This window comes from Arcticibacter sp. MXS-1 (assembly GCF_041902385.1).
Lineage (GTDB): Bacteria > Bacteroidota > Bacteroidia > Sphingobacteriales > Sphingobacteriaceae > Arcticibacter.
Map to the genome: position 1 here is coordinate 4163787 of NZ_CP169244.1, position 18829 is coordinate 4182615.

Here is an 18829-nt window from a genome sequence, read left to right on the forward strand (position 1 = left end):
TGTACCGAGGTCCGGTGCATTAATGGCGAAAAGTTAATAAACCAGGGCCGGTTCAATGCCGGCGCCTGAAATCGTCGGAAAAAGGACGGATATGAGGCCTGTCGAGCCCGCTCACTCCTCCCGATACCACAAATTTCATCGCTTCACTGGCACTCATGTCCAGGGGCTTTACTTTATCCGCACTCACAATTGCCAGCTGACCGGCAAAGGAATAAGAGAACGGAAAATACACGGCAACTTCGCCGCCGAGTGAAAGGCTGCTCAAATCCTTTTGTGTTACAAAGCCGATCTGCTTGTACCCATGGTTATTGATCTCGACAATAACCGGCTCGTGAAACTTCTTTTCATCCCCAACAAAAGCCTCAGTCAGGTCTTTGATGGACGAATACAGGAAGTTGAACAGCGGCAGGCGATTCAGCCAGCGGTTCGCCCAGTTCTTGATCGGCTCGGTGATGAAGTTGGTCACTACAATTCCGGCGAACAGGATAATAATGATAACCGTTAAGATACCGAGTCCGGGAATGTAAACGGGTTTACCGGTTTTACCATCCACCCATAACACGCCGCTCAGGTTAAGGGTAGCATCTACGGAAGATACCACCCAATATATCAGCATGATAGCTGCTCCGAGTGGAACTACTACTAACACACCCTTTATAAAATAATTGATGAGTATCCCGAATATCTTATTCATATCTCTGAAGTCTTTAAATACACTAATGCGCTCCTGCCGAACACGGCGCTTCTACGACCTGCAGCAACAAAAGTTGTGGCCCTACTCATAGTAATAAACGCGCTTAACACGTTGGGAGATTCCGGTCAGCACTTCGTAGGGAATAGTTCCCAGCAAGCGTGCGAGTTCCTGGACAGGCAGCTGCTCATTGAAAACAATCACTTCATCTCCTTCCCTGGCCTCTACTCCGGTAATATCAAGCATGCACATGTCCATACAAATGTTCCCGATGGTCGGAACCGGAACTCCATTAACCAGCATCTTCCCTATCCCGTTTCCAAGCTTGCGGTCATAGCCGTCGGCATACCCAATCTTTACCGTGGCCACTTGTCCGTTGTGCGGCATCACGCCTTTACGATTATACCCTACCGCATCGCCTTTCTTCAGCTGCTTGATCTGAGAAATGCTGGTCTTCAGTCGTGCAACAGGTTCCAGAGGTGAGCCGGAAGAACCGAAGACGCTGTCGACCCCGTACAAGCCAATGCCCAGCCGCACCATATCAAACTGAGCTTCGGGCCAGCGCGAGATGGCCGAGGTATTGGCAATATGTTTAATGAAAGTATAACCAAGTGCAGCCTCCAGCTTCGAGGTGAGCTCCCTGAAGTCCTCAATCTGCTGTCGGGTGAACCCGTCAGCTGCGGCCTCCTCGCTGCTCGTCAGATGCGAAAAAGCGCTTCTCACCTTCACGCTGCTCATTTTCTGCAGCTCGGGAATGAGTTCCTCAACCTCTTCCTTCATAAAGCCAAGGCGATGCATGCCAGTGTCAAGCTTAATATGAACAGGATATTCTTCGCGGCTCTTTCGTTTCAGAGCCCGGCAAAATTCTCTCAGAACACGGAGACTATAGATCTCAGGCTCCAGACTGTTCTCAATCATCGTTTCAAAGCCCGCCACATCGGGATTCATTACCATGATGGGTAACGATATACCAGCTTCACGCAGCGAGACTCCCTCATCTGCAAAAGCAACGGCCAGATAATCCACCTTGTTGAACTGAAGCAGGTTGGCAATTTCAAAGCTTCCGCTGCCGTAAGAAAAGGCTTTGACCATGGTGGTGATCTTCACACCTGGCTTTAGCTGAGCCTTGTAATAGTTCAGGTTGTTTTCCATGGCGTTGAGATTGATCTCCAGCACGGTTTCGTGCACCTTCTGAGTCAGAGCCTTGCTGATCTTCTCAAATTCAAATTTCCGCGCGCCCTTCAGAAGAATCGTTTCGTCGGCAATAGAGAACTGGTCGAGATGATTGAGGAAGCTCGCCGTATCAGGGAAGAAAGAACCGGGAACAGCAAACTTGTCCTGGTGCTTTCCGATCTCCTGCCCTATTCCAACCAGCCTGTTCACCCCCTTGTTTACTAACAGGTTAGCGACCTGCATATAAAGACTTTCTGAATCTACTCCAGCTTCAGGAACATCAGACAGGATCAGAGTCTTCTGCTGATGCTGGTTCTGCTGCTTCAGAAAGTCGAGCGCAATGGCCAGCGATGAAATGTCGAGGCTGTAGGAGTCGTCGATAACGGAGCAATTGTGAATACCCGTCTTCAGCTCCAGCCTCATACTTACCGGATGAAGCTTCTCAAGCCGCTGGTCGGCCAATGAAGGCGAATAACCCAGTGCGAGCATCGTTGCCCAGCAGCAGATGGCATTCTCAACAGACGCAGCATCGGTAAAAGGGATCATGCACTGAATTTCCTGCTCGCGGAAACGCGCTCTCAGGAACTGGTATTTCCGGTCGTCAAGTACCTCCTCATCGATAATCCGAAGGTCAGCATCTTCGTCCCATCCCCAGGTAAAATGCTGCCGGCCCGGAATAGCTCCTGTGTAGCCGGCGAGATATTTAGGCGAATAAATGAAGAGTTCACAATCGCTGAAGAGCTTCAGCTTCTCAGCGATCTTTTCCTCCATGGAAGAAAAACCTTCATTATGAGCCTGACCAATATTGGTGAGAATGCCGATAACGGGTCTGATGATCTGCTGCAGCGCAGCCATCTCACCCGATCTTGATACACCAGCTTCAAACAGTGCGAGTGTATGCTCGGCGGTCATCGACCAAACCGATACGGGTACTCCTATCTGCGAATTATAGCTCTTTGGGCTCCTGACAATATTATTTTCCGGAGCGAGCAGCTGATACAGCCACTCCTTGACGATCGTTTTTCCATTGCTGCCTGTAATGCCAATAACGGGGATACGGAAGCGCCGGCGGTGCCAAGCCGCAAACTGCTGTAGTGCCTGGAGCACATCGGCAACGATCAAAAAATTAGCATCAGGAAACTGGCGGACAAAGTCGCGTTCCTGAGAAATGACAAAATTACGAACACCGGCCTGGTAAGCTTCCCCGAGGAAGTCGTGGCCATCGCGGCGGCCCTGAATAGCGAAAAAAAGCGTATGAGAAATATCCCCGAGCCTGCGACTGTCGAAGGCGAGGGTGTATAAGGTAACATCAGACTTTCGTATAACTGATTTAGCTTCGGTAATTTCCGCAAGCTCCTTTATAGAATATGATGTGTGGTACATTTGCGATCAAATTTCAGTTTAATTTTTCAGTATCCGAATCATAATTTTACAATTACAATGAATACAGAAAAAAAGGCAGCCCGGCCTATCGATCCAAAGACGGCGCTCACGAAGGCCGAAAGCTACTGTGCTTACCAGGAACGGTCGCAGCAGGAAGTGAGGGACAAGCTCTATGCCTTTGGCCTTCACAGCCGTGACGTAGAAGAGATTATATCGAACCTGATACAAAACAACTTCTTGAACGAAGAGCGATTTGCCACTGCCTATGCACTGGGAAAGTTCAGGATGAAACAGTGGGGAAAGTTAAAGATCAAGGCGGGACTAAAAAGCAAGCGGGTGTCGGCAGCCCTGATCTCGAAAGCGCTTAAGCAGATCGATCAGGAGGAATATTATGCCACTCTGGAAAGCGTAATTAGAAAAAAGGAGGCGGGACTAAAGGAGAAAAATGCACTCCTGAAGAAGCAAAAGCTGGCGCAGTTTGTCGCAGGGAGAGGGTTCGAAAGTGATTTAATTTTTGAAATACTGAATACCAGCGATTTAATATAAAGTTTTAAAAAAATCGTTCTTCAGTATTGACAAGAGTTGTTTTCTGCCTATATTTGCATCACCAAAACGGTTAACACCACGCGAAAGTAGCTCAGTTGGTAGAGCACAACCTTGCCAAGGTTGGGGTCGCGAGTTCGAATCTCGTCTTTCGCTCCAATCCCTTCCCACAAAGAAGGGATTTAAATTTTAAAAGGTTACCCAACCTGCCTAGGTGGTGGAACTGGTAGACACGCAGGACTTAAAATCCTGTTCTCCTTACAGAGAGTGCGGGTTCGATTCCCGCCCTAGGTACAAAAGCTGATCGAAAGATCAGCTTTTGTTGTTTATGGGAATTGCGTTACGTGGGCGGCGCGCGAAAGTTTAGGGTTTAAGCAAAGTGGGAACAGGGACAAAAGTTGTGGAGAGAAGAGTAAAAGTAAGATATTAGCGTGCAGAAATTAGATAGATGCACGAGTCGTTTAAAGCCCTACTTCCCTTGATTATCCCTGAAGGGGTATCCGATTATTTCCAGTTGACAGATCACAAAAAAGACACTACCGGGATTCATATTTACCTGGAAGAGATCAACTCCATTCCGGTAGAATATAAGACCAACAAGTTACTCTCCAAAGGCTTCTTTGATGAAGTGATTCTGCAGGACTTTCCCATACGGGGACAGGAAGTGTATTTGCATGTTAAGCGACGTAGATGGTGGAATCTGGACACAGGTAAGGTCGTTCACCGAGATTGGAATGTTGTAGCAATAGGAACGCGGATCACCAGTGATTTCGCGGCTTTTTTAAAAGCAATCAGTCGATACCCAGCCACATAGTCTGCAGACGATCGCCTCCTTTTACGGGATCAAAGGCAAGAAGCTGCAGCGCTATTATCGCGATCAACTCAGTGAATACAAGAATTGGGAGCACCGTACCGATGCCCGTAAAGGCTTGATCTTCCCACAGAACATCGGTCCTTATCTCTCTATAGATGAGACCAGTCTTTCCCAGGGTGAGCTCTATACGGTGGTCACCAATAAAGAAGCTAGAGGCAAAAAGGGCACTCTGGTTGCTATTATGGAAGGTACCCGTTCGGAGAACATCATTCCACTGCTTCAAAAGATCCCCCAAAGACTTCGTAATAAGGTCAGAGAGATCACCTTGGATCTGGCTGGTAACATGAGTTTGATCGCTAAAAAGTGCTTTCCTTTGGCCTCGCAGGTCATTGATCGCTTTCATGTGCAGCAGTTAGCCACAGAAGCGCTACAGGAAATACGGATCAAATACCGCTGGGAAGCCATTGATGCAGAGAATCAGGCTCTGGAAGAAGCCAAAGCAACTAAAACAAACTATTCACCTGAAATACTATCCAATGGCGATACCTTGAAGCAGTTACTGGCCAGAAGCCGCTATCTGCTCTACAAGGACCAACAAAACTGGAGTGCTGAACAGGCAGAGCGGGCTTCCTTGCTCTTTGAACGATATCCTTCCCTGGAAAAAGCTTATCAGCTAACCCGGGGCTTATCCTGGATATTCAGCAACACCAAAGATAAGCTCTACGCCTTTGCAAGACTGGCCCGGTGGAACGAGAAGGTGGAGCAATCCGGCTTTAAATCTTTTAATACCATTGCCAGAACCATCAATCTCCACCACAACAATATCTTGAACTACTTTGATAACCGAAGTACAAACGCTTCAGCCGAATCTTTCAATGCCCAAATTAAGGCTTTCAGAGCTCAGTACCGAGGGGTAGGAAATGTTAATTTTTTCCTCTTCCGACTCATGAAATTATTTGCTTAGTCCACAGATTTTGGTCCAGATCCCAAGTGCTTTCCTTGACAATTATTTCAACGACCTTAATTCTGTCATCATTTCGATTAGTGGAATAGCCATTGTCGTTTTATTGACCGGAAACCGTTCTTTACCCGGATAGACGATAAAACGGTGCGTGGCACCAATGTCTTCGCAGCCAAGGTGAAAGCCTTTGGAAACCACGGGCGTTAAAGAACGCTTGATCTCTATGGCATATCTCCGCCGCGCATTTTGTTCAATGACCAGATCGATCTCTGCTCCTGCAGACGTGCGGTAAAACCATGGCGTTATGCTTAAAGGCAGGCAGGAGGTCAGGTTTTCAATCACAAACCCCTCCCAGCTGGCGCCGATGACAGGATGTGCCAACACATCATCCTGAGTTTTCAGATTGAGAAGCGCGTGGACAAGGCCGCTGTCGCGGATATACACTTTGGGGGCTTTGACAAGCCGCTTACCGATGTTTCCCGACCAGGGGCGCAGCGTTCGGATCAGAAGCAAATCCTCAAGCAGTTCAATATAGCGCTTCGCCGTCATCGCTGAGATATCCAGATTAGCACCTAATTGCGCAATATTAAGCTGGCTCCCCTGCTGGTGGGCGAGCATCGTCCATAAACGACGTAAGGCTACAGCCGGGATACGTGAACCGAATTGCGGCACATCTCTTTCCAGATAAGTGCTGATAAAATTAAATCGCCACCGCAGACTGGCTTCATCGTTTTTTGCAAGGTAACTGTCGGGGAAACCGCCGCGCAACCAAAGACGATCCTGTCCGTTTTGGCTTTCTTTGGCTATTTCAGCAACATTTAAAGTGGATAGTTCCTTGTATGCGATACGCCCGGCGAGCGTTTCCGATGATTGCTTTAACAAGTCAAGGGATGCGGAGCCTAATACAAGGAACTGTCCGGATTTCCGGCCTTGACGCCGTCTGCGGTCGATGACTCCCCGCAAAACCTGGAACAGGCCCGGTACACGCTGGATTTCGTCGAGGATAATCAGCCGCCCCTTATGAAGTTCAAAATAATCTTCCGGCTCACTCAATTTGGCTTGATCGGCTGGGCTCTCCAGGTCCAGATAAATCGGCTCCGGTGTAAAAAGGGTGGCAATTTCTTCCGCCAAAGTCGTTTTGCCAACCTGTCGCGGTCCTAACAGCCCGACGACGGGAAATTCTTGCAACAAGGTAAAAATCGAGTCTTGTGCTTCTCGCTTAATCATCCTTGCAATTATAACACTTATTGTTACAATTGCAAGGATGGTTTTAAATACATAAAGCGGTTGGGTCTAATCGTTCTTTCAGCAACAGGCCTTATGTTTTCAGCTGCAGCTCAATTTTTTTGCGGTTCCGGTGTGATGTCTACCAAAGGAATATCGTGTTCATTCAGGAATTCCCGAAAGCTGAAATTACTGCAATTCATAAAAAGCGGGCGGGTTCGATTCCCGCCCCAGGCACCGAAGCTGGCCGAAATTGTTTATTGGAATTTCGTGTCGCGGGCGGCGCGCGGAAACTTTAGGGATGTACTCTAAACGTCGAGGGATTAATAATGGTGACTTTTAGCACCTGGCCGAACTGGAAGTTCTGAAACCACCGTACTAATTCTCGTCCTCCTGACAGTCTTGGCACATGCGGATTTTTCGTATATAACTTACCGGTAATTGGCTCCTCGGCGTCGCCCAGGTAAATCTGGATCTCGCTCATATGTTCGCCGACTGCTTCAAGGTGCTCTTTTTTAAGGTTAATGATTCCCTGCCCTTTGTAGGCGGGGCGTAAAGTAAAGGTGGTGGTCATGGGTTCTCTTCCGGACGTTTTTCTTTTAACGTCTTATACGATGTATCGGAGCCCATGTCGCAGCCGCACTGTACTTTTAGCTGCTAAAGCCTTCCGCGATCATGAAAACAAGGAACTTCACCCCATTGCAGGGTGAAGCCCCCTTAAGCAGATACAGCGAGATTTGATCCGGTAATCTTCACGGTATACTGCTTTAAAGCAGTAGCGGCAGGTCCGCGCAGCACCTCTCCTTTTGTGTTAAACTCACTGCCGTGTGCCGGACAAATAAATTTTCCCTGGGCGTTGTTGTACGCAACCGATATGCGCTGATGGGTGCAGGCGAGCTGGACTGCGGTAAAGGACGAGGGTTCATTAGGCTGGGCTAGCCTGACCAGGATCACGCCGTTTGCCATTTTTGAGTCGCCCACGTTCTTCAGTTCACTGTCGAGATTGGCGGTCAATACGTTATCGCCGCCGCCTGTATCGGGATCGGGCTTTGCCTCATCCTCAGGATCGCTGCCGCAGGCAACTACGCCGCAACCCACGCATACTGCTGCCAGGCCTATCCCCAGCTTCGATAAGAACTCTTTTCTTTCCATAAGATGTTTTATTTGAGTGGTTATTAATAATCGGCCTGTTGTTTCTTGCCAAAGCTGAACACACGCGTGATGGTAAACCCGATCCTGTACTGCCCCTTCGTCCATTTTGATTCGGTGTCGGCGAGGTAGTTGATGGGTGAAATCGCCTGAGCATTAGCCAGATTAAGGGTAAAGACGTGTCCGCCGGTCTCAATCTCAATTCCGACAGCCGAGGGATCATAAAACCTCGGAGAGTCACTGTCGTTCCTGAAGGAAGAGAAGGGATGAGCATAGTCAAGCACAATTCCCATGCGCCGGGTTACCTTGAGTCGCCCGGCTGCAGATAAAGAAAAGATATTCTTCTCGTTTCCCTTCACATAGGGAAAAGGCAGGTTATTTCGCAAAAATGAAGGCGCTATAACAAGAGAAAAACGCGAAGAGAACTTCCTGGAAAAAACCGCCTGATAGAAGTAAGAGAGACGGTTGCTATAGTCGTCGAAAACGTTGGTACTCACCTCATAGGGCTTCAGTCCGGCCTGCGCGATCAACGTAAGGGCAATGGGCATGCGCCCGTCGGTAGTCTGATGCAGGACCTTATACTTCAGGCCAAGGTCGAGAAGCTGCTCGTACTTGCTGCGGCCGAATGTAATATCAAGGTTGTCGCGGAGCCCGTACTCAAAGCCGATGTAGATGTCGGAGGAGTTGTCGAGGCCCCATAGTGTACGGCTTCCTCCATCATTGCCCCCTACATCGCCAAAGCGATGCACCACCATAAAGTTAAGATTGTTTTTCCTGACGGTTTCAGTAGTGGAAGTAAGAACCAGGCGGGTTGACTTAAAAGCTGCGAGGACAGCTTCATTTTCTCCGTCATCAGACAAAGCATTAAGAAGAGAATCAGCAGAGGAGCCTCCGGCAGAGGTAGTGTCCTGAGCGTGAACCAGAGTTGCAGCCAGCAGCATAAAAAGCAATAGACATTTTTTCATATCGATGTTGCTTACGTAAGTTTACTTTTGATATTTAGAATAATCAGCGGCGACTTTCACCTCAATACTTTCCGCAATCTTTTGAAAAACCAGCTTCGGTATATCGATCTGATGATCCTTACAGCGCACGTTGAAGGTGGAGCTGAGCCTTACCGCACCCTTATTCACCTGAACCTTGCCGTCAATGGTGCGGTTCTGTTTCACGCCGTGCACTTCAAGCACTCCTGACGCTTTCACCGGATAGATGCCATCCTTTGACACATCGATCTTCTCAAGCACCTTCCCCCTAAAGGATGCATTAGGAAACTTGTCGCTCTCCATGTAGTTCTCATTGAAATGCTCCTGCATCAGCGATTTCTCGAAGGCGAACGAGCGTATGGGGACACTGAAGGCAAGGTCTCCGGTAGCGGGATTGTAGACCGACGTGCCTTTGCCCGAAGTGGCGGCAATATCTTCCAGGGGAGCTTCGGAGAAGAGCATGATCCTGGCATTTCTGCAGACATAAGAGTCCCGGCCTGCCTGATTGATCCCCAACCAGGCAAGAAACATAATGGCGATATATTTCATGTGATTACTTTTTTGTGCTTCGTCCTATATCCCAGCTCATGCCGACTGATATGCCGCCGGACCTGAGATCAATCCCTTCATTGCCTATTTTTGTTAACGGTAGCTTGTAGTATGGCTGCACCAGGATGCCAGCCTTATTGCCCAGCCGATGCTGGTAAGTAGCATTAAAATTCACCACTCCCGGAAAATGACTATTCTTATTGCTCACCTTATAAGCCCAGGTTGAACAGTCGCTATAGGTGAAGGAGTACTTTTCCCGCAGCATGATGTACGATGATATTCCCGACCCCACGCTAAAGGAGCTTTTTTCTTTGGAGAGGAACTGGAAGCTAACGTTGAGCGGGATGTCGAGGACGCGGCAGTTGGCGTCTACGTGCTCAGTTTGCCTGTTTCCGTATCCGGAGGAGCCATAGGCGCCCTGAAGCTGGCCCTGATTCATCTGGTAAGGCTTGCCGGCGTAGATGAGACCCGTCGATACGCTCCATCGTTTAGGCAGCGAGGCGATCAGCAGGAATCCTCCGTTAAGGCCTACCTGTGCGTTAGCCAATGAATTCACTCCATTGAGATCAGGTGCCGACAGGAGTGCCAGGGACAGCTTTACCTTTTTCCGCGGGGACGACTGCAGATCATCGCTAACAACCTGTTCCGCAGTGGGTTCCCCGGTCACGGGCGTTATCTCCGGTACAAGTGGTGTCTTGATGGCAGCCAGGGCGGGCAGGCTATCTGCAGCGGGGACTCCCGAAAGGCTATTGCCGGCGGCTTCAAGGAGCGGAAGGTCGGCGTTTGGGACAGCGGAAGTATCGGCCGCTCTTCCTGCCATCTCCTCGGTATCGACCCTCCTTTCCCTTCTGTAAGCGGTCCGCTCGTCTTCCGGGCGAGGGCTGCTTAGCCCTTTGCTCTCCCGTTGTTCTGTTGACTCCTTCATTTTACCTTTTTGTTTTTGCACAATCTTCTCCCCTGTATCAGGTGCAAAGAATCCCCGAAACATCAAGATCAGAAGAACTGCAGCGATTCCGGCCGATACCCAATACAACCATATCAGCCCTCTCCTTCCGCCCTCCTTATCCAGAAGAGCCTCCATCGCATCCCAGTCCTCTTCCCGGAAAGACACGTGTCCTTCCTCCCCGGTCAGTCCCTCCCTGAACTGACGATCTATCTTATGCTCGTCAGTCCTTCTCATCTGAATAGTCCGTTGTTAAAAAAAGTAACATTTAAATTCACCGGATTAATGGCAACACTTGCACTGTAAGCTCCGCCGTTTGTATCGCGGGGCAGCACATCGGCTTCCATGACCATCTTTCTTAGCCTGTCTCTCGCCTTAAAGAGATTCGACTTTGACGTGCCGGGGCTAATACCCAGCATCTCTGCTATTTCTTCATGTGTATACCCTTCGATAGCGTACAGATTGAACACAGTACGATAAGCATGAGGGAGCTTTTGAATCATAGCCAGCAGATCGTCATACCGCAGTTTCGTGTCGGGCATATCCTCATGTATCACGTCCTCCGCTTTCTCCAGGTCATCGGCATGGCTCGTTTTGTAGTTGCTCCGGTAATAATCGACCGACGCATTCATCATGATCCTTCCGAGCCAGGCTTTAAAAGGCTTTTCCGCACTATATTTCTCCAGGTTGGTAAAGACCTTAAAAAAACCGAGGTTCATAATTTCGGAAGCCTCATACCGGTTGCCCGCGTAGCGCAAACAGATGCTCATAGCAAAGCCATAAAATGTCTTATACAACATTTTCTGATCCTTACGGTCCTTTTTCAGGCAGCCTGCTATCAGCTGGTGTAGTTGTGCTTCGCCCATACGGGTGTGTTCTTCTCTGCTGTTAATCCAAGCCTTTTATTAGTATCACGGAGTGTACAGGCAAATGGTTGCCTCTCTACAGTAATTTTTTTTACTGCCAAAACCCGGCCTTCTACAGTTACAATATACTGTAAAAACCGTAAGTATGGGCGTCGAACTTTGCTTTATGAAAGTAGTGATTCCCAACTATCCTATGCAGGGGGAGAGCAAATTCATTTCCAACTTCAAGGATCGGGTAAGAGTGAAGGTAAATATCGACTACGATTATTCTATTACCAATGGGCTGGCTTTTATGAAACAAGCCAAAAGACTGGGGGCATCCAATGCTGATCCTGACAGTAATGAAGCTCTTAATGACTCGGCCTTTGAATCTGCAGAAAATTCTGTCATAGACGTAAGGATTCGTGATATTTCCAAGGCGATCACCCTAAATGAAGACATTGTGGACTTGGATCAGGGCGACCTTGAAACAAAACTGTTAAGTGAAGTGAACCGTACTCTTGATCCTCTTGGCGTTCACTTAAATTTTATTACACTGACCTTTGACCTCGATGAGCAGACGAGACAGGCGATTGATGTGGCGACAGCAATGCGGATTTATGAGACTAAAGGCATTGGTGACCTTGGACGCCAGGTAATAACTGCGCGGGCCGGAGCAACAAAAGTTGTGGTCGAAAATCAGTTGCAGGAGAAACAGCGAGCAGAGGAATAAGAAGGGCGATATGCTGCGCTTGTTTACTTGAAGGCTTATTGATTTTGTATTTTGACGGAAGAGTCAAAAAGCCTTTCGCCTCCTTTAATGCCAAAGTCGAGCGTACGTATCGGGAATGGAATGGTGATGCCCGCTGAGTCGAAAGCGGTCTTCAGGCGCATGATCACCTCACTCCGTGCTTCGAGATAGTCGGGCTGAGTCGTGGAGCTTAGCCAGATACGCAAGCTGAAGTTGATGGAGCTGTCGGCAAATTCCTCAAAATAGAATTCAACGGGGCTGTCGTCCTGACGCCCCTTTACTCCTTCTATAGCAGCAAGCGCAACCTGCTTTACGTGTTCCAGGTCATCACCATACGACACCCCCACTACCAGGTCCATCCTGCGACGCCCCAGCTTGGTAAAGTTCTCGATAGGATTCTGGAATATGTCCTTATTCGGAATAAATACCAGTTGTCCCTGGAACGTGCGAATGAGGCTGTCGCGAAGACGTATCTCCTCCACAGTTCCCATATAGTCTTTGACCCTCACCAGGTCTCCGGGCTCGATAGGCCTGGTGAAGGACATGACAATACCAGCAACGAAGTTGGCGGCAATGTCCTGAAAAGCAAAAGCAAGCGCAATACCTACAATTCCGGCGCCTGCCAGAAGTGACGTCACAGCCTTATCAAGCTTCAAAATACTCAGGGCGGTGAAGATGGTAATACCAACACCCACAATATAAATAAATGAAGCAAAAAGAGCGTTAAGCACCTGATGGTGCAGGATACGGGTAAAGAGCCTCGAAGCAAAAGTGCGGAGCAGGCGAGCCTGGTAGATACCGAGCACCAGAACCAGTGCAGCGATAACAAGATTGGGCAGCATCCGGACAAAATCTCGCACCCACACGGAGAGTTTTGTGCCAATCAGCTCATATATCTTATCAATATCCATTTAAAAACAGTTCTAGTAGCGGAGGTTGCGCTAATCGCAATCCTATTCTCTAACCGGACAAGGCGCATTTTAGTTTACTCAGATCTCATGTAATCTATTGAAAAAAAATAGCTCAGCGGGCACGTTTCTTCTATCTGATCCCTGGGCGAAAATAAATGGTCTGAGGGTCAATGGGAATGAGACCTACTATAGCAGCAGCGACAAGAACAAGACTTTCCTCGGCATCGGCGTTGCTGCAGGCTGAAAATTCATCAACAAGAGCGGCTTTTTAGGCGAGCTCTTCTTCGGTCCGGGAAGGAAGTTCGGATCAGACGACGAGGAGGTCTACCCTCGTATCGGGATCACGCTTGGCAAGCGCTTTTAAGGCTTAATAGCCTTTCGCCTTCATTTTCTCCTCAAAGGATTTAGCAATTTCGAGTCCCCATTGCTGTCCAACGGCCATTGACTCCTGCATCACCATGGGACTCTTTTCCGCTAATTTCCGACCTATCGGAGTACGATAAAATGAGATAAATCCGTTGAGATCTGCTTCCGTGAAATGTTTTTGATAAACGGGTACCAGCCGGTCAACCAGTTCATCAAGGGAAGCCTTTGAGAACTCGGTCTCAAAGCTGTTCCATACTTCAGCAGGAACCTGTTGCCTCTGTTGCTTGAACATCGCAAACATCTGCTTTATTGCTGCCTGAAAGGTGGCCTGCGTTCCTGCTACATCAAGCATAGTGCGCAAGGTCTTCTTGTACGAATCATTGGTTTGCGCTACAGAAACGGATGCAAAAAATGAAAAGAGTGAAAGGATTAGGATAAACTTCTTCATGAGTTCGCTGGTTTAATGTTGCATCAGATCGCCCAAAGATAAGAGATAAAGACGGAATTATAATGGCAGAAGTTCCTCTCGGCTAAATAATCCCGTTATCCTTGCAAAAGGCGACGAGCTGTTCATTTTTCGTAAATTCAAGAACCTCTTTCATGCGGTTAAGGCGCTTCTCTACACTGCTCAGACCTGAGGGCCTGATCTGGTTTTGCTGCAGATAAGTGGGGATATCCTTTTGAAGCATCCCGTTAGAAAGCAGGGAAATAATCGTGATATCAAAATCACTAAAGTCGTACGTGTTTTTTTGTTTGATCGCCTGCCGTAGTTGTACAGGAAAATGCCGTCTGTTCTTCGTAATGGTATCCAAAGCAATACGCAGCTCCTGAGCGTCGCGGCGACCTTTGCACACGTAGCCGTCGACGTTCAGCTCATTGTAAAGCTTCTCAACTATGCCGGCTTTATTTTCCGCCGAAAACACAAGCACCTTTAAACGGGGCTGTATTTTCCTTGCCTCTTCGATCAGCTCCATGCCTCCTTTTATTATTTGCGGGTTTTCATCTTCGTCAAAATACAAGTCGGTGATCAGCAGGTCGTATGGTTCTGCTTCCTGACTTTTGGCAATGCGTTTCAAGGCATCGTCGCAGTAGTAAACGTAGTCGGTATTCTCAATACCCAGGTCCCGGAGTGTTTTCTGGACTGAAATATTTGCACACTCGTGGTCCTCTGCGATTAGTACGTTTCTGAGCATCTTATGGAGTTTTATCTGTTTATCGCGAGCATTAATTGTTCTTTAAACGTCTCAGTGGATAGTCGGCTAAGTTCTAAAAACAACAAAGAGCGGCCAAGCGACTCAGTTTCCCGCTGCCGGTTCAACTCCTGACTGTTTTTATTAATGTCCATAATTTAATTGAAAGAAGATCGTTGCGCCACTCTTTATTCCTGTCTGTGGGATGGCTCGTGAAGCTCTTCGCCGATCGTTACCGAATAGGAAAAGATATTCTGATCCGGAGCCCTTTCCCTGTTGACGAATCAAAGCTAATGGTACCCGTTAAATCATTTATACGGCTTCCCGTATTCGATAGCCCGTTACCCATCCTGAAGTCTGCCGGTAAGCCGACACCGTTGTCGCTATAGTGTAAAGTGAGATTGCCATCTTCCCTGGCGAAGCGTATCACCACCATACTGGCACAGCTATGTTTAGTCATATTCACCATCAGCTCCTGAATGATGTGTTCAAGCTGATCGATCTGGTCTCTCTGAACGTCCGCCCACAAGGCCTCGCTATTTCCTGCTATTAGAACTTTGGTGTCCTCTCCGACGAATGACTTAATAAGCATTGCGATTTTCTCATGCGGCTTGTGCCCCTCCCTCTCGGGCTTTTCGTATGAGATATCGCGCGATTGCTGATATAAAACATCTATCTTATCCAGCAGCTCATCTTTGTCCAAAGCGTTACGATGCTCCACTTCGGCCATGATGCGGTAAAGTCCGTTGGCCACCACATCATGCACCTTCTTAGAGGTTCTCAGCTGATTTTCTTTAACGGCCTCACGTATCTTCCGTTCCTGTGCCTCCCTTCTTCTACGGTACCAGAACAGAGCAATGATGGCGGCAATGGCACAAAGCGCAATAACAGCGTAAAGCAATACGCGCTGCCTGATAATCTCGTACCGTTTATCAGCATTCTCCTTCTGAAGTTTCAGGTTGTCAGCTTTACTTTTAGCCGCCTCGTAACGGATCAGCGCAAATTGATTCTTTGCGGCGTTGCGCGCTCCCTGCAGGCTGTCATTGAGTTGCTGATAGATCGGAAAGTACAGTTTGGCGCCTTGGGCAGACCCAAGCCTGATGAGTTTTTGCAAAGCTTCAATTTGATCATCCGGACTTCCCAGGCGTCGGGCTATGTCATATCTTTTATCAGCATAAATAAGGGCAGAGTCGGGCCTCCGGTTCGAATAGAAATCAGCCAAATGAGCATAGCTGGCGTTCTGTCCCCATAGATCGTGATTGTCCATACGAATGCGCAAGGCCGACAACATTTCAGGCGCGGCATTATATTTTGGTCTCCAGAGCCACATCGTCCTGGCCCTGTTTGAGAGCATCCGGGCATACTCCACACCGCCCTTTTTCGCCTCCCGCAGAATCATCTGGTAAATATTCAGTGCTTCACGGTAATTCTTCTTCTTCTGATATGCCAGCGCTTTATTATTCAGAAGGATCAGCTGATAATCGCGCTGCCTGACGAATTTAAAGGCGCGGTCGTAATATGAAATGGCCACGTCATAGTTCTGTAGACGAGAACTTGTGGCTGCGAGTTCATTATACGCAGAAGCAAGACAACTGTAATGTGTAGGGTTTGACTCATCAAGGAACTTAAGCGCATGCAGCATGCTCTCCTGAGCACCATAGTAGTCGCCCGCCTGGGATTGGATGAGTCCCATATTGGTATAGCCCAACGCGACTTGAAAGCCATCTTTCGAAGAGGTAGCAACTTTATTAAAATAATAGAAAGCAGAATCAGTGTTGCGCCCGAGAAAGGACTGCGCTTTTTTGTAGTCAGGGCTATTGTATACGCGACTTTTGATCACGTCAGCTCGTGAAACTTTCTTCTTCACGCATGAACAAATAACAAGGCAGGAGAAAAGGGAAAAAATGAATAGCTTTTTCAACAAAGGTTTTTCGCCAAACCTAAGGAAAAATGGCTTGACAAAAAAGCTTTTCACGATTTCCAAATTGAGGAAAGCCACGATTGTTTTAATCAAGCATTTGATTCGTATAGCCTGACCAACGGATCTTACACACAAGCGCGGCAAGGAGCTTACCAAAAATTCTGTGCAGCAGCCGAAGCAGGACAGTTTGGAAATTCTTAGCAGAGGCCATCCGTCCCTTCACAAGCTTTGGCTCATGACTACGTGACGCTGCAAGTGCCAGCACCCGGAGAGAAAGTCGCGCCAACTATTTGTTGGCAGACCAGCAGTAATCTACGATAATATTTGCTATCTTATCCCCGGTTATGCTGCGTCATGAGAGCACTTAACAAGACAATTTTTCTGTATCTGATCCATCTAAACCTCTTGCCTGCCATCGTCCTGGCGCAGAAGGGCGATGTTGCGGACTCTATTTTACAAGTAGCTACCAAACTATATCAGGAAGATAGAGAACTTAAACTCGCCCTTAGTCCTGCATTGAAAGCGTACCTCACATCTCTTTCTTCAAAAAATAAGATTACCGAGTTGAACAGCCTTCACTTAATCTGCATCATTCAGTGGGAAGAAGGGCTCCTGAAAAAAGCTGAAGAAACCGCAATAAAAGGGTTGACCAAAGCCGGGGAATATCAAAATGACACATTAAGGGGTTCTTTTCTCGTAATGAGGGGCTTAATAAGCTACAGCCATTCTAACTACCAGCAGGCACTTGGCCAATACAAGCTCGCACTAGCATACTTTCAAGCGGCGAAAAAAACGAAGAATCTGGCCACAGCCTATTGCAACATGGTGTAATCTTCCCCTAGCTAGCTACATTCAAAACTAAAGAATCCCAGTGGAAATTACTATTGTTATTATCCTGTTGTAATGTGGGAAACTCGGAGAGTTTTCCATATTTCAACAGGAACTCCACTGGAGTGAGGTGACCAAGGGACGAATGTGGTCGCACGTTATTATACATCCATGCCCAAGCCTGGGCATACTTCCTGATTTCAGCCAAACTATCAAACATGTAACTGTCCAGTACATCCTGGCGAAAGGTTCTGTTAAAGCGCTCGACCAGACTGTTTTGGGTGGGCTTTCCTGGCTGGATATATTCCCACTCAATCCCCTGGCCCTGACACCACTGGCTTAAAATGCCAGCCACAAACTCGGGCCCATTGTCAGATCGGATCTTTTCAGGCTTGCCTCTCCACTCGATTAACTGTTCCAGCTCGCGTATGACCCTTTGGGCCGGGAGTCCGGTATCTACAGCAATGGAAAGAGCTTCCCGGTTAAAATCGTCAATCACGTTAAGTGTACGGATGGTCTTACCATTAGCCAGTGTATCATGCATGAAGTCAGACTCCAGGTAATATTGGGACCAATGGGACACACTAAAGGCATCTTAACACGAGCGGGAAGCCGCTTCTTTCTTTTGCTACGCAGATTCAGTCGCATAGCTGTATAGATGCGGTATACCCGCTTATGGTTCCACATATACTGTAACTTCCTCAGACGGTGAAACATCATCCAAAATCCCCACGTCTTGTGAAGGTCAGCCAGCAAGGATAGCTGCTCGATCACCTCAGAGTCGTCTTTCCTCTTTGCTTTATAGTAATAGACTGATGTGCTGATCATGAACAGCATACAGGCCTGCCGAAGGCTCATCCGATACGTTTCTCTGGCGTATCCAACAAGCTCCCGCTTTTCGGCAGGCCCTAGAGCTTTTTTTCGATCACATCCTTTAAAACCGTTATTTGAAGCGCCTGTTCGGCTACGATCTTTTTATACTGGGAAAGCTCTTTCTCCATCTCCTTCATCTGCTTAAGCTGGGACAGATCCATTCCAGAATATTTGCTTTTCCAATTGTAATAGGTCCCCTGGCTGATGCCATGCTCCCTGCAGATATCTGATACGCTCCTTCCGGACTCCTGTAAAGACAGGATCTTAATGATTTGTGCTTCTGTGAAAGTTGATTTTTTCATTACCCTAAATTTATAAAACTACTACATTTATTTCCGTAGCTGTTTTTAGGGAAGATTACACATGGATAAGGATTTAAAGTTAAACCGGAAAAAGAGTAAGGTTTATCAATATCACCATACCACGAGGTCAATCTCGGAAACTTAATAAGCTTTCCGTACATTAACATCTCTTCTTGCTTCCATTTAATGGTGTCGAGGAATACATTTAAAAAGTTCGTCGCTTCTTCCTCATTAAAAAAATCAGGCACGTACAAATATTCACCATTTTCAACCTTAGTGACCTGTGGCCTCGGGGAGGGGCTTCAAAATAAATTTAACTGGTCCATTATACCTTTATAGTAAAATCTGCTATTTACGATGACGTTGCGTGAAAAGGGGGAATGACACCTCACCCGCTTTAAACGCATGGTACTATTTATTTTCTATATA

At 47.7% G+C, this 18829-nt stretch carries 19 protein-coding genes, 2 tRNA genes and 1 pseudogene; 8 read left to right on the plus strand and 14 right to left on the minus strand.

The genetic code is table 11. From position 1 onward, the window contains the following. Window positions 1-52: 52 nt before the first annotated feature. Both ACES2C_RS18050 and ACES2C_RS18055 read right to left on the minus strand, forming a co-directional pair. Entirely contained in the window at window positions 53-694 is a 642-nt protein-coding gene (locus ACES2C_RS18050; RefSeq protein WP_374164456.1) for a DUF502 domain-containing protein, read from the minus strand. 81 nt (window positions 695-775) lie between these two features. Continuing rightward, a complete protein-coding gene (locus tag ACES2C_RS18055; RefSeq protein WP_374164457.1) occupies window positions 776-3247 on the minus strand; it encodes a bifunctional UDP-N-acetylmuramoyl-tripeptide:D-alanyl-D-alanine ligase/alanine racemase in 2472 nt (823 codons plus the stop codon). Between the two features lie 57 nt (window positions 3248-3304). On the opposite strand from ACES2C_RS18055, the gene ACES2C_RS18060 reads away from it, so the two are divergent. The 5 genes from ACES2C_RS18060 (at window position 3305) to ACES2C_RS18080 (ending at window position 5568) form a co-directional block, all read left to right on the plus strand. Further along, window positions 3305-3793, plus strand: coding sequence for a regulatory protein RecX (locus tag ACES2C_RS18060; RefSeq protein WP_374164458.1), 489 nt, complete (start codon window positions 3305-3307; stop codon window positions 3791-3793). Window positions 3794-3873: 80 nt separating this feature from the next. After that, window positions 3874-3949 (plus strand) — tRNA-Gly (locus ACES2C_RS18065). A 49-nt stretch (window positions 3950-3998) separates the two neighbouring features. Then, window positions 3999-4084, plus strand: a tRNA-Leu gene (locus tag ACES2C_RS18070). Between the two features lie 154 nt (window positions 4085-4238). Further along, entirely contained in the window at window positions 4239-4604 is a 366-nt protein-coding gene (locus ACES2C_RS18075; RefSeq protein ID WP_374163170.1) for a transposase, read from the plus strand. A 115-nt stretch (window positions 4605-4719) separates the two neighbouring features. Beyond that, complete coding sequence (locus ACES2C_RS18080; protein ID WP_374164459.1) at window positions 4720-5568, plus strand: transposase; 849 nt, start codon at window positions 4720-4722, stop codon at window positions 5566-5568. 42 nt (window positions 5569-5610) lie between these two features. Here the strand turns inward: ACES2C_RS18080 and ACES2C_RS18085 are convergent, their stop codons facing one another. From ACES2C_RS18085 to ACES2C_RS18115, 7 genes are all read right to left on the minus strand, one after another. Then, a complete protein-coding gene (locus tag ACES2C_RS18085; RefSeq protein WP_374164460.1) occupies window positions 5611-6792 on the minus strand; it encodes an ATP-binding protein in 1182 nt (393 codons plus the stop codon). Window positions 6793-7084: 292 nt separating this feature from the next. Continuing rightward, window positions 7085-7363 carry a hypothetical protein gene (locus ACES2C_RS18090; RefSeq protein WP_374164461.1) on the minus strand — a complete coding sequence of 93 codons (279 nt, stop codon included), beginning with the start codon at window positions 7361-7363 and terminating at the stop codon, window positions 7085-7087. A gap of 143 nt (window positions 7364-7506) precedes the next feature. Continuing rightward, window positions 7507-7941 carry a ubiquinol-cytochrome c reductase iron-sulfur subunit gene (locus ACES2C_RS18095; protein WP_374164462.1) on the minus strand — a complete coding sequence of 145 codons (435 nt, stop codon included), beginning with the start codon at window positions 7939-7941 and terminating at the stop codon, window positions 7507-7509. A gap of 23 nt (window positions 7942-7964) precedes the next feature. After that, window positions 7965-8903 (minus strand): DUF5777 family beta-barrel protein, encoded by a 939-nt coding sequence (locus ACES2C_RS18100; RefSeq protein ID WP_374164463.1) that lies wholly within the window; start codon window positions 8901-8903, stop codon window positions 7965-7967. A 21-nt stretch (window positions 8904-8924) separates the two neighbouring features. Further along, window positions 8925-9470, minus strand: coding sequence for a YceI family protein (locus ACES2C_RS18105; RefSeq protein ID WP_374164464.1), 546 nt, complete (start codon window positions 9468-9470; stop codon window positions 8925-8927). Between the two features lie 4 nt (window positions 9471-9474). Continuing rightward, window positions 9475-10650 (minus strand): hypothetical protein, encoded by a 1176-nt coding sequence (locus ACES2C_RS18110; protein WP_374164465.1) that lies wholly within the window; start codon window positions 10648-10650, stop codon window positions 9475-9477. Beyond that, a complete protein-coding gene (locus ACES2C_RS18115) occupies window positions 10647-11279 on the minus strand; it encodes an RNA polymerase sigma factor (RefSeq protein ID WP_374164466.1) in 633 nt (210 codons plus the stop codon). The genes ACES2C_RS18110 and ACES2C_RS18115 overlap by 4 nt, the downstream gene beginning before the upstream one ends. 145 nt (window positions 11280-11424) lie before the next feature. On the opposite strand from ACES2C_RS18115, the gene ACES2C_RS18120 reads away from it, so the two are divergent. Beyond that, window positions 11425-11991, plus strand: a complete 567-nt coding sequence (locus ACES2C_RS18120) for a hypothetical protein (protein ID WP_374164467.1) — start codon at window positions 11425-11427, stop codon at window positions 11989-11991. A gap of 35 nt (window positions 11992-12026) precedes the next feature. Here ACES2C_RS18120 and ACES2C_RS18125 read toward each other — a convergent pair whose 3' ends face one another. Then, window positions 12027-12920: a mechanosensitive ion channel family protein gene (locus tag ACES2C_RS18125; RefSeq protein WP_374164468.1), complete on the minus strand. Its 894-nt coding sequence runs from the start codon at window positions 12918-12920 to the stop codon at window positions 12027-12029. A 97-nt stretch (window positions 12921-13017) separates the two neighbouring features. On the opposite strand from ACES2C_RS18125, the gene ACES2C_RS18130 reads away from it, so the two are divergent. Further along, complete coding sequence (locus tag ACES2C_RS18130; RefSeq protein WP_374164469.1) at window positions 13018-13164, plus strand: hypothetical protein; 147 nt, start codon at window positions 13018-13020, stop codon at window positions 13162-13164. 123 nt (window positions 13165-13287) lie between these two features. Here the strand turns inward: ACES2C_RS18130 and ACES2C_RS18135 are convergent, their stop codons facing one another. The 3 genes from ACES2C_RS18135 to ACES2C_RS18145 all read right to left on the minus strand — a co-directional run bounded on the left by ACES2C_RS18135 (window position 13288) and on the right by ACES2C_RS18145 (window position 16343). Beyond that, a complete protein-coding gene (locus ACES2C_RS18135; protein ID WP_374164470.1) occupies window positions 13288-13734 on the minus strand; it encodes a DUF2059 domain-containing protein in 447 nt (148 codons plus the stop codon). Window positions 13735-13816: 82 nt separating this feature from the next. Further along, window positions 13817-14479, minus strand: coding sequence for a response regulator (locus tag ACES2C_RS18140; RefSeq protein WP_374164471.1), 663 nt, complete (start codon window positions 14477-14479; stop codon window positions 13817-13819). A gap of 229 nt (window positions 14480-14708) precedes the next feature. Beyond that, window positions 14709-16343 carry a tetratricopeptide repeat protein gene (locus ACES2C_RS18145; protein ID WP_374164472.1) on the minus strand — a complete coding sequence of 545 codons (1635 nt, stop codon included), beginning with the start codon at window positions 16341-16343 and terminating at the stop codon, window positions 14709-14711. A 408-nt stretch (window positions 16344-16751) separates the two neighbouring features. Between ACES2C_RS18145 and ACES2C_RS18150 the strand changes: the two genes are divergently transcribed. Then, the gene (locus tag ACES2C_RS18150; protein WP_374164473.1) at window positions 16752-17228 is read left to right on the plus strand and encodes a hypothetical protein; all 477 of its coding nucleotides are present in this window, start codon (window positions 16752-16754) and stop codon (window positions 17226-17228) included. Between the two features lie 7 nt (window positions 17229-17235). Here the strand turns inward: ACES2C_RS18150 and ACES2C_RS18155 are convergent. Continuing rightward, window positions 17236-18400 (minus strand): annotated as a pseudogene (locus tag ACES2C_RS18155) (IS3 family transposase). Between the last annotated feature and the right edge of the window lie 429 nt (window positions 18401-18829).

Excerpts from the sequence above, each read along its gene's own strand:
- ACES2C_RS18050 (WP_374164456.1), bottom strand. The coding sequence starts at position 694 with ATGAATAAGATATTCGGGATACTCATCAATTATTTTATAAAGGGTGTG.
- ACES2C_RS18055 (WP_374164457.1), bottom strand. The coding sequence starts at position 3,247 with ATGTACCACACATCATATTCTATAAAGGAGCTTGCGGAAATTACCGAA.
- ACES2C_RS18060 (WP_374164458.1), top strand. The coding sequence starts at position 3,305 with ATGAATACAGAAAAAAAGGCAGCCCGGCCTATCGATCCAAAGACGGCG.
- ACES2C_RS18075 (WP_374163170.1), top strand. The coding sequence starts at position 4,239 with ATGCACGAGTCGTTTAAAGCCCTACTTCCCTTGATTATCCCTGAAGGG.
- ACES2C_RS18085 (WP_374164460.1), bottom strand. The coding sequence starts at position 6,792 with ATGATTAAGCGAGAAGCACAAGACTCGATTTTTACCTTGTTGCAAGAA.
- ACES2C_RS18090 (WP_374164461.1), bottom strand. The coding sequence starts at position 7,363 with ATGACCACCACCTTTACTTTACGCCCCGCCTACAAAGGGCAGGGAATC.
- ACES2C_RS18095 (WP_374164462.1), bottom strand. The coding sequence starts at position 7,941 with ATGGAAAGAAAAGAGTTCTTATCGAAGCTGGGGATAGGCCTGGCAGCA.
- ACES2C_RS18100 (WP_374164463.1), bottom strand. The coding sequence starts at position 8,903 with ATGAAAAAATGTCTATTGCTTTTTATGCTGCTGGCTGCAACTCTGGTT.
- ACES2C_RS18105 (WP_374164464.1), bottom strand. The coding sequence starts at position 9,470 with ATGAAATATATCGCCATTATGTTTCTTGCCTGGTTGGGGATCAATCAG.
- ACES2C_RS18110 (WP_374164465.1), bottom strand. The coding sequence starts at position 10,650 with ATGAGAAGGACTGACGAGCATAAGATAGATCGTCAGTTCAGGGAGGGA.
- ACES2C_RS18115 (WP_374164466.1), bottom strand. The coding sequence starts at position 11,279 with ATGGGCGAAGCACAACTACACCAGCTGATAGCAGGCTGCCTGAAAAAG.
- ACES2C_RS18120 (WP_374164467.1), top strand. The coding sequence starts at position 11,425 with ATGGGCGTCGAACTTTGCTTTATGAAAGTAGTGATTCCCAACTATCCT.
- ACES2C_RS18125 (WP_374164468.1), bottom strand. The coding sequence starts at position 12,920 with ATGGATATTGATAAGATATATGAGCTGATTGGCACAAAACTCTCCGTG.
- ACES2C_RS18135 (WP_374164470.1), bottom strand. The coding sequence starts at position 13,734 with ATGAAGAAGTTTATCCTAATCCTTTCACTCTTTTCATTTTTTGCATCC.
- ACES2C_RS18140 (WP_374164471.1), bottom strand. The coding sequence starts at position 14,479 with ATGCTCAGAAACGTACTAATCGCAGAGGACCACGAGTGTGCAAATATT.
- ACES2C_RS18150 (WP_374164473.1), top strand. The coding sequence starts at position 16,752 with ATGAGAGCACTTAACAAGACAATTTTTCTGTATCTGATCCATCTAAAC.